This is a genomic window from Nonomuraea lactucae (assembly GCF_003313395.1).
Lineage (GTDB): Bacteria > Actinomycetota > Actinomycetes > Streptosporangiales > Streptosporangiaceae > Nonomuraea > Nonomuraea lactucae.
This window is the reverse complement of record NZ_QNFZ01001001.1, coordinates 1-13,227: the sequence shown is the minus strand read 5'-3', so window position 1 is coordinate 13,227 and position 13,227 is coordinate 1. Positions and strand designations below refer to the sequence as shown.

8 protein-coding genes and 1 pseudogene are annotated in these 13,227 nt (G+C 71.8%); 6 read left to right on the top strand and 3 right to left on the bottom strand.

Features of this window, described 5'->3' with window-relative positions; all coding sequences use genetic code 11:
* From DQW85_RS36210 to DQW85_RS36190, 5 genes are all read left to right on the top strand, one after another.
* The coding region (locus tag DQW85_RS36210) for an alpha-mannosidase (RefSeq protein ID WP_205315666.1) at positions 1 to 2,549 on the top strand (2,549 nt) is incomplete at its 5' end.
* A complete protein-coding gene (locus DQW85_RS36205) occupies positions 2,546 to 4,459 on the top strand; it encodes a YyaL domain-containing protein (protein ID WP_113704255.1) in 1,914 nt (637 codons plus the stop codon). The genes DQW85_RS36210 and DQW85_RS36205, both read left to right, overlap by 4 nt.
* Before the next feature lie 101 nt (positions 4,460 to 4,560).
* Entirely contained in the window at positions 4,561 to 4,941 is a 381-nt protein-coding gene (locus DQW85_RS36200; protein ID WP_113704254.1) for a VOC family protein, read from the top strand.
* Between the two features lie 24 nt (positions 4,942 to 4,965).
* Positions 4,966 to 5,337 (top strand): VOC family protein, encoded by a 372-nt coding sequence (locus tag DQW85_RS36195; RefSeq protein WP_113704253.1) that lies wholly within the window; start codon positions 4,966 to 4,968, stop codon positions 5,335 to 5,337.
* 56 nt (positions 5,338 to 5,393) lie between these two features.
* Positions 5,394 to 6,233 (top strand): FRG domain-containing protein, encoded by an 840-nt coding sequence (locus tag DQW85_RS36190; protein ID WP_162795660.1) that lies wholly within the window; start codon positions 5,394 to 5,396, stop codon positions 6,231 to 6,233.
* 12 nt (positions 6,234 to 6,245) lie between these two features.
* Here the strand turns inward: DQW85_RS36190 and DQW85_RS47260 are convergent.
* Together DQW85_RS47260 and DQW85_RS36170 are read right to left on the bottom strand one after the other, a co-directional pair.
* Positions 6,246 to 7,987 (bottom strand): annotated as a pseudogene (locus tag DQW85_RS47260) (polysaccharide lyase family 8 super-sandwich domain-containing protein).
* A gap of 189 nt (positions 7,988 to 8,176) precedes the next feature.
* Complete coding sequence (locus tag DQW85_RS36170) at positions 8,177 to 10,993, bottom strand: glycosyl hydrolase family 95 catalytic domain-containing protein (protein ID WP_113704248.1); 2,817 nt, start codon at positions 10,991 to 10,993, stop codon at positions 8,177 to 8,179.
* Positions 10,994 to 11,236: 243 nt separating this feature from the next.
* On the opposite strand from DQW85_RS36170, the gene DQW85_RS36165 reads away from it, so the two are divergent.
* Entirely contained in the window at positions 11,237 to 12,247 is a 1,011-nt protein-coding gene (locus tag DQW85_RS36165) for a LacI family DNA-binding transcriptional regulator (RefSeq protein ID WP_113704247.1), read from the top strand.
* A 74-nt stretch (positions 12,248 to 12,321) separates the two neighbouring features.
* On the opposite strand, the gene DQW85_RS36160 is transcribed toward DQW85_RS36165, so the two are convergent.
* Complete coding sequence (locus tag DQW85_RS36160) at positions 12,322 to 13,149, bottom strand: D-ribose ABC transporter substrate-binding protein (RefSeq protein WP_205315667.1); 828 nt, start codon at positions 13,147 to 13,149, stop codon at positions 12,322 to 12,324.
* Positions 13,150 to 13,227 lie beyond the last annotated feature (78 nt).

Below are 13,227 nucleotides of genomic sequence, written 5' to 3'. Positions count from 1 at the left end.
CGTCCGGCCCGCAGCCGCCCGGGCTCCCGAGGGCGCCGCGCCCGGCCGCCGCGCCCGCCAGGACCCTGCACATGATCGGGAACGCCCACCTCGACCCCGTGTGGCTGTGGCCGTGGCAGGAGGGCTACCAGGAGGCGCGGGCGACGTTCTGGTCGGCCATCCACCGCATGGAGGAGTACCCCGACTTCGTCTTCACCTGCGACCAGGTCGTGCTCCTCGCGTGGGTGGAGGAGTCGGACCCCGAGCTGTGCGCCCGGATCAAGGAGCGCGTCGCCGAGGGCCGCTGGGCGCTGACCGGCGGCTGGTGGGTCGAGCCCGACTGCAACATGCCCTCCGGCGAGTCGTTCGTCCGCCAGGGCCTGTACGGCCAGCGCTACCTCAAGGAGAAGTTCGGCGTCACCGCCACCGTCGGCATGAACGTCGACCCGTTCGGCCACCACGCCATGCTCCCGGCCATCCTGCGCGGGCAGGGCATGGACTCCTACTGTTTCCTGCGGCCCGGACCGCACGAGAGCGAGCTGCCCGGCACCTTGTTCTGGTGGGAGGCGCCCGACGGCAGCCGCGTGCTGGCCTACCGCATCCCGTTCGAGTACTGCAGCCCGCCGGGCGAGGTGGCCGGGCAGGCCGAGAAGGCGCTCGGCCAGCTCGACCGCTCCCTCGGCGAGCTGATGGTCTTCTACGGTGTGGGCAACCACGGCGGCGGCCCCACCAGGGCCAACATCGACTCCATCCACCGCTACGACCGGATGGGCACGTACGGCGAGCTCGTCATGTCGTCACCGCGCCGCTACTTCGACGAGGTGGGCAAGCGCCTCGGCGAGAGCGGCCTGGCCGGGCTCCCGGTGTGGCGCGACGACCTGCAGCACCACGCGGCGGGCTGCTACTCCTCGCACTCCGGCGTCAAGGCCTGGCAGCGCCGCGCGCAGGCGGCCGTCCTGTCGGCCGAGCGGTGGGCCGCGATGGCGGGCCACGACGCCCGCGCCGAGCTCGAACGCGCCTGGAAGCAGGTGCTGTTCAACCAGTTCCACGACGTGCTGCCCGGATCGGCCATCGAGCCCGCCTACGACGACGCGCGCGACCAGCTCGGCGAGGCGGTGGCGATCTCCAAGCGGATCATCGCGCGGGCGCACAACGTCATCGCCCGCGACGTCCGGATCCCCGAGGAGCCGGGCACCTCCCCTGTGATCGTCTTCAACCCGCATCCGTGGCCGGTCGCCACCCACGTCGAGATGCAGTACGGCCTGGCGCCCGGCGGCGTGCACGTCGTGGACGCGGACGGCGGCGACGTGCCCTCCCAGCCCACCCAGTCCGTCGCCACCACCGACGACCGGCGGCGTGGCGCCACGGTCTTCCGGGCCGAGGTGCCCGCGCTCGGCTACCGCCTCTACCGCATGCGGCCGGGGCCGCCGGCCAGGCGGGCGAGCCGGCTGTCGGCGACGGCGAGCGGCCCGGCCGGCACGTTCCGCATGGAGAACGACGTGCTGCGCGTGGAGATCGACCCCGTCACAGGCTGGCTGACCGGCCTGCTGGACAAGCGCACCGGCGCCGACCTGGTGGCGGGCGCGATGGGCGAGCACACGCAAATCTGCGCCGACCCGACCGACACCTGGGGGCACCGCGTCGTCTCCTACGACTGGCCCGGCGAGCCGATGACGACCACGGCCGTCGTCCTGCGCGAGAGCGGCCCCCTGCGCGCCCGCCTCCGCGTCGAGCGGGCGTGGGGCCGCTCCACGATGACCGAGGAGTTCCTGCTCGGCGAGGACGACGACGCGGTGGAGGTGCGGGTCACCCTCGACTGGCGCGAGCGGGCCCACCTGATGAAGCTGAGGTTCCCGGTCGCCGTCGAGTGCCCGGTCGCCACGTACGAGATCCCGTTCGGCCACCTGGAGCGGCCGATCGACGGGGCCGAGGAGCCCGCCCAGTCGTGGGTGGACCTTTCCGGCACCGTAGGCGGGGTGCCCGCGGGGCTGGCAGTCGTCAACGACGCCAAGCACGGCTACGACGTCTCGCCGCTCACGCCCGGCCGCAGCCACAGCATCGGCATCACCGCCGTGCGCAGCCCCGTCTACGCCTGGCACGATCCCCGGCAGCTCGACCCGGCGGGCCACTACTCCCACCAGGACCAGGGGCTCCAGCGGTTCCGCTACCTGCTGGTGCCGCACGGCGGCGACTGGCGCTCGGCCGGGCTCACGCGCCGGGCCGCGCTGCTGGGCTCGCCGGTGCGGGCGATGCTGGAGTCCTTCCACGACGGGCCGCTGCCGCCCGCGCGCGGCTTCGTGGACGACGGGGCGGGGCAGGTCATGGTGACCGCGGTCAAGTGCCACGAGGACCTGCCCGGCGATCTCGTGGTCCGGGCCGTGGAGACCACCGGGCGTGCCGCGACGCTCTCCCTCGACCTGGCGCTGGCCGGCGTCCGGCTGACCGCCGACTTCGGGCCGAGCCAGATCCGCACGTTCCGCGTCCCGCTGGAGAACCCGCTGGCCGCCGTGGAGACGGACCTGATCGAGATGAACGTCCGCAGGGGCGCCTTCACCGTGGATCCCCTGTGACGGTCGGCGGCGGAAGGGTGGCCGAGCCCGGTGAGCGAAAGGTGGTGGCCGAGCCCGGTGGGGGAGAGGTGGTCGTCGAGGTCGAGGGCGGCGGGCCGTTCACGATCGAGGCCCGATGGGCGGATCAGCGGCCGTCGGGCCGCCGCGAGCTGCGGTTGCGCGTCCGCTACGACGGCGGGGAGCCCGCCGCGGCGACCGTGCGGGTCAGCCGTTCGGTGGCCGCGCGCGACCCGTGGTGGCTGATCCCCGGCCTCTTCTACGGCGCGAACAGGCCCGAGGCGTGCCGCCGGGTGTTCCCGCGCTTCGAGGCCGGTGCCGACCGGCCGGCCGAGATGGTGAGCTCGCGGTGGGGGTTCCGGGCGGACCGGGCGGCGACGCCGGCGGTCATGGTGTGGGGCGAGGCTGGCGGCGCCGCGCTCCTCGCCGACGAGGAGTCACCCCTGGGGACGACGGGGCTGGCGTTCGGCCACGACGCCGGTACGGCGACCGTGTCGCTGCTGTTCCCGTACCAGGAGTACCCGGTCACCTACTACGGCTCGGCGGCGCCCCTGCCGCCCGAGTCGGCCACGCACGTCTGGCGGCCGGGCGAGGAGCACGTGCTGGCCGTGGCCACCTGCCCGCTGCCCCCCGACCGGCACGCGTACGCGCCGCTGCTGCGCGAGGACCACGCCCTGCGCCGTGCCGGAGCGCCCGTCGTGCCGTGGGCCGACGTCGAGACGGCGGCCGGGATCGCCGCCGACGGGCTCCACCGCTGGCACTACGACCCGGAGCCGGGGGTGCTGCTCGAAACGGTCGGCTTCGACCGTGAGGTGTCCGGCACCAACGGCGAGCGGGTCGACCGGCAGGCCATGCACGTCGGCTGGTTGAGCGGCATCCCCTGGGCGGAGGCGCTGCTGGAGCACGGGCTGCGGGCCGGGCGGCCCGAGCACGTCGCCGCCGCCGAGCGCGTCATCGACTTCGTCTGCGCGAAGCTGTCCCCGTCGGGGACGTTCTGGGGGACGTGGTACCGCGACACCGGCTGGTCGCAGAGCTGGACGCACCTCAAGGACGGGCTGCACGCCCGCACCCTGGGCGAGGCGACGCTGTTCCTCGTGCGCGCCCTGCCGCTCCGGCACCCGGCACCGGGCGGGCGGCGGTCGTGGGTGGAGGCCGCCCGGTCCAACCTGGACGTGATCGCCCGCCGTCAGCGGCCCGACGGCAACCTCGGCTCCGTGCACGACGCCCACACCGGCGAGGTGCTGTCCTGGTCCGGAGCCTCCGGCCTGATCTGGGTCGCCGCCCTGGCCGAGGCGGACGACCTGGACGGCGACGGCCGCTACCTCGCCGCCGCCGAACGGGCCGGTGACCACTACGCCTCCTTCGTACGCGACGAGTTCATCCACGGCGCGCCGGAGGACGTCGACCTGGCCCCCACCTCGGAGGACGGCTACGCCGCTGTCATCGCGTACATGGCCCTGCACCGCCGCACGGGCGAGGCCCGCTGGCTGGACCTGGCCCGCCGCGCGGCCGACTGGACGCTCACCTTCCGCTACTCGTACAATGTCCGTTTCGCGCCGCGGACCCCGCTCGGCGCGTACGGCTTCGCGACCCGGGGCGGCGACCAGGCGTCCCCGTCCAACCAGCACCTGCACGCCTACGGGCTGGTGTGCACCGCCGAGCTGCTCGAACTGGCCGCCGCGCTGGGCGACGGCCACTACGCCGAGCGCGCCCTGGAGACCCTCGCCTGCTTCCGCCAGCTGCTCCCGGCCGCGGACGGCGACCTCAACGCGTACCGCGGCATGATCACCGAACGCTACTACCAGACGGCGTGCTTCCAGCCGAAGGGCATGTACCTCACGCTCTCGCACGCCTGGAGCGCGGGCGCGCTTCTGCTCGCCTGCGAGCAGGCCCTGCGCGCGGGGATCCGCTGAGCGCGGCCAGAGGCGGTAAAATCTCGCCCGAGAGCGATGAGTTTCCGCTCGCCGCCAAGTCATGACGGGTGACAGCGCCACACAGCGTCACTGGAGGCATGATGAAGCGACCCAGCCTGGACGGCATGCTGCTCGCCAGCACCGACCCCGAGCGGCTGCGCCGGTGGTACGCCGCCGTGCTCGACCCCGAGGCGAACACCGAGGTCGACGGCGGCTACCGGGTACTGAAGTTCGGCGGGTTCTACCTGATCATCGACACGCGGGCCGACATCTCCGACAAGAACCCGGAGCCCGGCCGGGTGATCCTCAACTTCGACGTGGACGACGCCCGCGCCGTGGTGGCGAGGATGAACCAGACCGGCGTGTCGTGGCTGGCCGAGCTCGAAGACCGCGATGGCAGCCTGTTCGCCACCGCGATCGACCCGGACGGCAACTACGTCCAGATCGTCCAGCTCAGCGAGGAGCACCGCGCGGCCATGTGAGCGGGCGGTGACCGAGGAGGGATCATGTTCGGTTCGACGAGGGCGTTCAGCGGCTTCTCCGTCGACGACCTCTCGGAGGCCAGGGCGTTCTACGGGGAGACGCTCGGCCTGGAGGTCTCGGAGGAGTACGACCTGCTGACCCTGCACATCGCCGGGGGCCGGGACATCCTGGTCTACCCGAAGGAGGACCATCAGCCGGCCACGTACACGGTCCTCAACTTCCCGGTGGACGACATCGAGAAGGCCGTGGACGAGCTGACCGCGCGCGGCGTGCGACTCGAGCGCTACCCGCACCTGGAGGCGGACGAGCGGGGCATCTTCCGCGGGGGCGGCCCGCTCATCGCCTGGTTCACCGACCCGGCGGGCAACATCCTGTCTGTCCTGCAGGAACAGTAGCGCCGCGCGGCCCGCCGGCGCGTGTGGGTGCCCGGCCGGCGGGCAGCGTTACCGTCATGGCGATCCGTACGGTCTCGTCCTGGAGAGAGCTCGACGACCTGATCGGCGAGGTCAGCGGCCCGCGCGGGCACCACGCGGGCGGCTACTCCCACTCGACCGTGGTCTTCCGCGGCCGGGCCCGGCCGCCGCACGAGCTGCTGTCCGGGCTGGCCCGGCTGACTGGCGACTACCGGGCCGTGGAAAGGCACCTCATCCGCAACTTCCGCAAGTACGCCCACCGCCAGGCGCCCGGCTCGACCATCTGGGACTGGCTCGCGCTCGGGCAGCACCACGGCCTGCCCACCCGGCTGGTGGACTGGACGTTCTCGCCCCTGGTGGCGCTGCACTTCGCGACGGCGACCTGGCCCGAGGAGGAGGCGCTGCTCGTCGGGGTGGACTGCGAGGCGGCCCACCGGCTGCTGCCCGCGCCGCTGCGGGATGTGCTCGACGCCGAGGGCGCGCTGCTGTTCACCACGGAGATGCTCGCCCGCGCGGCCCCCGACCTGGACGGCCTCGACAAGCTCGGCGCCGACCACCCCTTCCTCGTGTTCTTCGAGCCTCCGTCGCTCGACGAGCGGATCGTCACCCAGTCCTCGGTGCTGTCAGCGCTGTCGGACGTGACCCGCCCGGTCGAGCAGTGGCTGGGGGACAACCCGGACCTGTGGTGGGCCTGGCGACTGCGGCCCGATGTCAAGGCCGAGGTGCGGGAGCGCCTCGACCAGGCCGGGATCAACGAGCGCGCGCTGATGCCGGACCTCGACGGGCTGGCCGCCTGGCTGCGCCGCTACTACTCGCCGGACGCCTGCCCCCTGCGGGAGAGCGAGGACCCCCCTCCCGTGAACGGCGGGCACCGCTAGCCGACCCACTCGTCAGCCCCGTCTTCCGGCCGGGCTTGCGCCGGTTCGCGGCGCAAGCCGTGGGCGAGGGTGAGGAAGGCGCCTGGCCAGGCGGAGGACGGCCGCGTGGGTGTGGCCGCGGGAGCCGTCCACGTCGACGGTGATCGCGCGCTTGTCGAGGCTCACGGTCGGGTCGCCGTTCTCGACCGCGCCCGCCTGCCAGAAGTTGGCGGCGTGCAGGTGCAGCCGCCCGCAGCGGAGAGCCTGCGCGGCGGTGGAGCCGATCCCCGCGCCGAGCGCGATCACCGAGTCGTCGAGCAGGAACCACGACTTCCTGGCGCGCAGCGTCGAGCCGTCGACTGCCAGGTCCATGCCCGCCGCGCAGAGACCGTCGCGCGCCGCCCCGCCGACCCACGTGGTGGAAGGCAGGTAGTTCCTGCCATGGGGGATGTCCGCGCGCCGCCGGGTGTCGACCGTGGTGCCCGGCATCCGGTAGGGGTCGATGGTCGGCCAGAGATCGTCGTTCCAGTGCGCGAGGTCCTCGGTGTAGAGGTAGGTCATGCCGTCGCGATGTACCAACCGTGCAGGTTCTCCAGGTTGATCCCCTCGGCCGCGCCGATCCGCGCCGAGGACATCGAGATCGCGTACGCCCACGTTGGCCGCCGATGTACGACCCGGTCCATGTCGGCGAAGACGAACGTGCCCGAGGTGCGCGGCCCGATCGGCACGCCGGCGTCGGTGAGGATCGCCTTCGCCTGCCGTACGGCGGGCAGGCCCGCGCGAGCCAGGAACGGATGGACGATGTTGCGGCTGACCCAGCCCTTGATGATCGGCCGCCAGCGTTCGGCGTAGGTGGAGGGCGCGCCGTCCAGGAGGATCAGGATCCCCTCGAGCGCTTTCTGCCCGGCGTGCGTGTCGCGCCAGCCCTGGACGCTGATCTGCCGGCCGCGGACCGTGTCCATCATCAGGCCGTCGTACATGACGGGGACGAACGAGCGGTCGACGATGTCGAAGACGTTGATCACCTCGGGGTCGGTGATGTCCCACGGCGAACCCGCGTAGAGCGTGATCAGCCGGGCGACGCCGTCGAGGTGGTCGGTGCCGTAGGCGCCGGTGTAGGGGTAGAACTCGTGCTGGATGAACGAGCCGTCGCGGTAGAAGCCGTCGCGCGGCCCCTACGTCAGCTTCAGCAGGCTCCACCGGCCGCCGCCGAGCTTGTCGGAGATCGCGTCCCTGGCCAGCTCGATGGCGGCGGCGTCTCTGGTGAGCACGCCGCGCTTGGCGACGGCCATGGCCTTGTTGGTGCGGTTCGCGCCGGTCTCGGTGGTCGCCGGGTTGCTGATGCGATGGTCGGCGTCCGGACACCAGCGCAGCAGCGGCCGGAACCACCTCTCCAGCCGCCCGGCGGGAATCGCCTCGTACAGCAGGGCGCAGGCATCGGTCAGCGAGCGCGGTACCCCGATCTCCCACCAGAACCAGTTGCTGTTCTGCCGTTCCAGCCGCTCGTTGTAGGCGTGCTCGTACAGGAAGTCCAGGGCGTTCACCACCTCGCCCGCGAAGGCGGGGTCGCGGTGCATCCGGGTGCCCGGCGTCGCCCAGCCCAGCGCCAGCGTGCGGATCTGCCCGTAGGCCCGGCTGGAAGTTGCCGGTTCGCGGATCGCCGAGCGGCAGGTTGTCCCAGAGGCTCTTCCTGGCCGGGTCCGGCCGGAGCGCGGCGTGCAGGGCGGCGGCCGCGGAGTCGGCCGCGGCCACCTTGGCGGCGAGATCCGGGTCACGCGGATCGAACTCGCCGCCCGCGATCATGCCGGTCCAGCGCAGTCTCGCCGCGTCGAAGGCATCGAAGGTATCGAAGGCGTCGAAGGCATCGAAGGCGTCGTCGGCTCGCGCGGGCGCGGGCAGGCCCAGGGCGGCCAGGCCGGACGCGCTGGCGACCGTGGTCAGGAAGGTACGGCGGGTCACCTTCATCAACGGCTCTTCTCCACCGACAGGGCGAAGACGTGCAGCTGGGGCTTGACGCGGACGGGCATGGTGATCGAGCGCAGCTCCCTGGCCGGGTCCAGGGCGATCGGGACCTCGAAGAGAGCGACCTTGAGCGCGTCGGGACCCGCCTTGCCGTGCCGGTGCGTGCACCGGGTGACCTCGCTGCCTCCGGCGGCCGGCTGCCCCGCCCAGTCGCTCATGACGAAGGGCAGCTCGGCCGTCGAGCCGTCGGCGTACGTGGCGATCAGCTTGGTGTCGAGGCTGCCGTACGCGCAGGCCCCGACCAGGCGGAGCCTGGCGTACCGGCCCGGAGGCACGGCGATCACCTGCCCGCGCGCGGTGAGATTGTTGTGCGCGCCGTCGGCGAACGAGGGGATCAGGAAGCTCACGCCCTGATGGAGGTACGGCCCGGCGGGCGGCAGCTCCTCGGCGGGGTAGGTCCGTCCCGTCCCGTCGAAGTCGCCGTCGGCCATGTTCTCGTGCGTGGACACGCCGTCGTTGTCGAAGTGGGCGGACAGGTCCACGGGCGTGGTCTCGCCGGGCGGCTGGATCGGCGGCAGTCCCCACGCGGCGCCGGGGACCGAGATCTCCACCGGCTCGATCACCGGCCTGGTGACGCCCTCCGCGAGGATGAACGCCTCCGCGTCCGCGGCCAGGTCCAGCTCGACGACGCCTGTGCCGAGGTCGCGCCACGTTGCGCCGCGCACGGTGATCTTCCCGGTGATGCCGTGCCTTACCCGGCACGGTTCTCCGGCGAGGCTGCGGACGCGGATCCAGCGCGTGGCGCCGCCGCGCCGTACCGCCGAGACGAGGAACGCGCCTTCGGTGCGGAAGTCGTGGACCGTGACGTCGGCCCAGGACGCCGGGAGGGCGGGGAACACCCGGATCAGGCCACCCCAGCTCTGCACCAGCATGTCGTGCATCGACTGCGCGGCCGACAGCGGCGTCTCGATGACGGGACCGCCGCCTTCCAGGTACATGGTGTTCGCCTTGATGAAGCCCTGGCGCATCAGGTCCTTCAGGTAGCGCAGGGCCTGGTCGCCGCGGCCCATCTGCGCGGCGATCGAGGCCGCGCCGGTGAAGCTGTAGCCCTGCAGGGCGCCGGTGAAGCCGATCCAGTGGTTGAGCGACTTCTCGATCAGCTCGCGTCGCTCCGGCTGTTCCCAGGTGACCAGGTAGAGCGGGTAGACCGAGAGCATGTGCGAGTAGTGCCGGTGCGACTTGGCGAACGGGACTCCCGCTCCGATCATGAAGCCGTTCTGGTCGACCGGGTAGTCGGTCAGGCCGGTGAGCACCTGCCGCCAGCGCGCCTTGAGCGGGTCGTCGATGTCCAGGCGGTCGGCGGCCTCCAACAGGGTCCGGCAGCCCCATCTGATCAGCGCGAGGTCATAGTTGCAGTCGGGGGCGCTTCCGCCGTACTCGGGAGAGAAGGTCGGCGGCAGGTGCAGCCTGCCGTCCGGGCCGGGCGCGAGGAAGTGCAGGTAGAAGTTGATCGCGCGGCGCAGGAGCGGGAAGAGCACGTCGCGCAGCAGGTCGTCGTCCATCGTGTGCCGGTAGGTGAGCCACACGTTGTGCAGCGCCCACGTCAGGTTTCCGATCTCGGGATCGCGCTCGCCCGGCCTGCGGATCTGGCCGACGCGGCAGAACCGGTCGGTGGCGCGGGTGATCCCCGCGGAGTCGTGGCGATACTCGGCCGGCACGCTGTCGATGAGGTTCTGCCGGTTCTCGTCCAGGGTCCGGGTGACCGCGTCGAGCTCCAGGTGGTTGGAGCCGTAGATCGGCCAGTATTCGAGCTGGACGTTGAGGTTCCACCAGACCGCGGGCCAGCCGGTCGGCTGGAGCCAGGGCCCGCTGGTGGCCATGACCGGTGCGTCGGCCCTGGTCGCGGCGGCGAGCTTGTAGAGCTGGATCCAGTAAAAGCTCTGCAGCCGCTGGTCGGGCAAGGAGACGAAGCTCTTTGGGTAGTAGGCGTTCCACCATTCGCGGTGGGACTTCACCAGCCGGCTCGGCGGGCGGCGGCGCGCTCCGGCGATGGCCGCCACCGCCGCGCTCTCCGCGGTCCTGCCGGGGTGGGAGTGCGCCACGGTGGCGTAGAGCCAGCGGTCCTCATCCCGGACCAGTTCTTCGTAGGCGGTCACGTGCTGGCCACCCGCCAGCAGGGGCTGGACGACGACGCCCGGGCGCACCTCGGGGTCGGGGTTGGGGACGTAGTCGGGGATCGGGTTGGTGCGCATCCGCGGGCTGATCGCCTTGTCGGGGTGGAAGTCCCACGTCGCGGCCCGCTCACCCTCGCTCGGCGCCACCCGCACCATCAGCACCGAGCGGTCGTTGTGCACGAGCGCGGTGATGGCGATCTGCCCGGCGGAGGTGGTGATAGTGCCGCTCAGCTCGGCGTTCCACAGATCCAGGCGCCAGTCGACGCCGGTGATGGTGCCGGTGGGCGTCAGGGTGAAATGGCCGATGGGCAGGCGGGCCAGGCCGTAGAGCGTGCCGGACATCTCCGGGCGGTGGTCCTGCACCTCGCTGTGCTGCAGATCGAACCGGACCGCGTTGCCGCCCTTGGGCACGTAGATCGTGGAGCCCAGCAGGCCGTTGCCGAGGAAGGGGCCCTCGGTCCAGTCCCGGGGGATGCGTTCCCACAACAGATCCTGATTTCTCAGGAATTTGGCCCACTGGCCACCGGTCTTCATGCGGTTCACCAGCCGAGCCGGCTCGGCGACCGCGGGCGTGGGATGTACGAGGGTGGCGGCGCCGCCCAGAGCCAGGGCGCCGAGGAAGCCACGGCGGGAGGGGGGAGTCATGCGTTCTCCTGAAGCGTGAGGGCAGGAGCGGCTCGATGGTTTCGCGGAGGCGTCTCTGCTACGTGGCACCACGGGGGTCCACATTGCGATCCCCGCAGGGTTTGCGAAATATTGCGAAACGTCAACCTGCTCGAAACGTAGGCTAAACATCGGAGGTCGTCAAGAGCCGGGTTGGCGCGGCAGGCTGGTCCGCGAGAAAAGGGTTGAACATTGAAAGACGTCCCCGCAGTACGGAGAAGCACCATGGCGGACATCGCCGCGCAAGCCGGGGTCTCGATCTCAACGGTGTCGAAAGTGCTCCACGGAAGGTCGGATGTATCCGCGAAGACCAGGGGGAAGGTGCAGCGGCTTCTCGGCCAGCACGGCTACACGCTGCCCGGTCGCCACGAGCAGCCCGGTGGCCTGGTCGAGTTCGTCATCAACGAGCTCGACAACCCGTGGGCGGTGGAGCTGATCCGCGGTGCTGAGGACGCCTTGCAGGCCGAGGGCTTCGGTATGGTCGTCTCCGCCGTGCACCGGCGGAGCAACCTGGCTCGCCGGTGGCTCGACAACCTGACCAGCCGCGGGTCACTCGGCGCGATCCTGGCCATCTCCGAGCTCTCGGCGGAGCAGGAGCGCGAGCTCGGCCAGCTGGGCATCCCGTTCGTGGAAGTGCAGCCGTCGGCCGACCAGGGTCCTGACGTCCCTTCGGTCGGCTCGACCAGCTGGAACGGCGGCTTCACCGCCACCCGGCACCTGATCGAGCTGGGCCACCGGCGGATCGCGATGATCACCGGTCCCGCGCACCGGCTGACCTCGCGAGCGCGGCTCGACGGCTACCGCGCCGCTCTCGACCAGGCCGGCCTGGAGGTGGACCCGACGCTGATCCGGCACGGCGACTACAGCCATGAGCCGTCCTACCAGCACGCGCTGGAACTACTGGACCGGCCGGATCGTCCCACCGCTGTCTTCGCCGGCAACGATCTGCAGGCGCTGGGCACCTACCGGGCCGCCAGGCGACTCGGCCTGCGCGTGCCGGAGGACCTCAGCGTGGTCGGGTTCGACGACCTCCCCTTCGCGCAGTGGGTCGCGCCCACCCTGACCACGGTGCGCCAGCCGCTGGCGAACATGGCGGCCGTCGCCGCGCGCATGCTGGTTCAGCTCATCAACGGTCAGGAGCCCGAGACGCTACGCGTGGAGCTGGCGACCAGCCTGGTGGTGCGCGCGAGCACGGCGCCGGTGTCACCCCACTTCCCTGATCGAGGCCAGGCCTGACGGGGGACGTCCAGGAGGCGCGGTCCCGGCGTGAACGCCCCGTTCCGGCAAGAGCGGCAATCAGCCGCCGGGTCTCAGGACGTGCCGAACTCCTTGAGGTTCGCCTTCGTGGCGACCTTGACCGGGATGGCCACGGTCTCGGTGACGGTCTCGCCCTTGGCGGCCCGGACCGCCCCGTCCACGGACTGCCGGCCGATCAGCACGGGCTGCTGGGCGATCGTGGCCGCCATGGTGCCGTCGCTGACCGCCCGCAGGCCGTCGGGCGTGCCATCGAAGCCCACGACCTTGACCGACGTGCCGGCCTTGTCGCCCAGCGCCTTGATCGCGCCGAGCGCCATCTCGTCGTTCTGCGCGAACACGCCGTTCAGGTCGGGATGCGACTGGAGCAGGTTCGTCATGACGTCCAGGCCCTTGGTCCGGTCGAAGTCGGCCGGCTGCTGGGCGACGACCTGGATCTCCGCGAACTGCTTGATGCCCTCGTCGAACCCCTGGCCGCGGTCGCGCGCCGCGGAGGTGCCGGGCACGCCCTGCAGCACGACCACCTTGCCCTTGCCGCCGAGCTCCCTGGCGAGCCGCTCGGCCGCGAGCTTGCCTCCCGTCACGTTGTCCGACGCCACGGTCTGCGTCACCCTGGCCCGGTTGACGCCGCGGTCGGCCGCGATCACCGGGATGTCGGCACGTTCCGCCAGCTTGACCGCGGGCGCCGCGGCGTCGGAGTCGACCGGGTTGATGATGATCGCCTGCATGCTCTGGCTGGTGAAGTTCTGCACCTGGTTCACCTGCTGGGAGGGGTCGTTCTGGGCGTCGGTGACGGTGAGCGAGGCGCCCAGCCGCTCCGCCTCCGCCTGCGCGCCGTCGCGCAGCTGGACGAAGAACGGATTGTTCAGCGTCGAGAGCGACATGCCGATCTTGACGCCGGCGCCGGCCGGGGCGGTGGGCGTGGCGGCGGCGTTCGCCGTCGTGCCGCCCTGGGCCGCCGT

What these genes read in the sequence shown, in the direction of transcription:
- DQW85_RS36165 (WP_113704247.1), top strand. Translation starts at nt 11,237, where the DNA reads ATGGCGGACATCGCCGCGCAAGCCGGGGTCTCGATCTCAACGGTGTCG.
- DQW85_RS36170 (WP_113704248.1), bottom strand. Translation starts at nt 10,993, where the DNA reads ATGACTCCCCCCTCCCGCCGTGGCTTCCTCGGCGCCCTGGCTCTGGGC.
- DQW85_RS36200 (WP_113704254.1), top strand. Translation starts at nt 4,561, where the DNA reads ATGAAGCGACCCAGCCTGGACGGCATGCTGCTCGCCAGCACCGACCCC.
- DQW85_RS36160 (WP_205315667.1), bottom strand. Translation starts at nt 13,149, where the DNA reads ATGTCGCTCTCGACGCTGAACAATCCGTTCTTCGTCCAGCTGCGCGAC.
- DQW85_RS36190 (WP_162795660.1), top strand. Translation starts at nt 5,394, where the DNA reads ATGGCGATCCGTACGGTCTCGTCCTGGAGAGAGCTCGACGACCTGATC.
- DQW85_RS36195 (WP_113704253.1), top strand. Translation starts at nt 4,966, where the DNA reads ATGTTCGGTTCGACGAGGGCGTTCAGCGGCTTCTCCGTCGACGACCTC.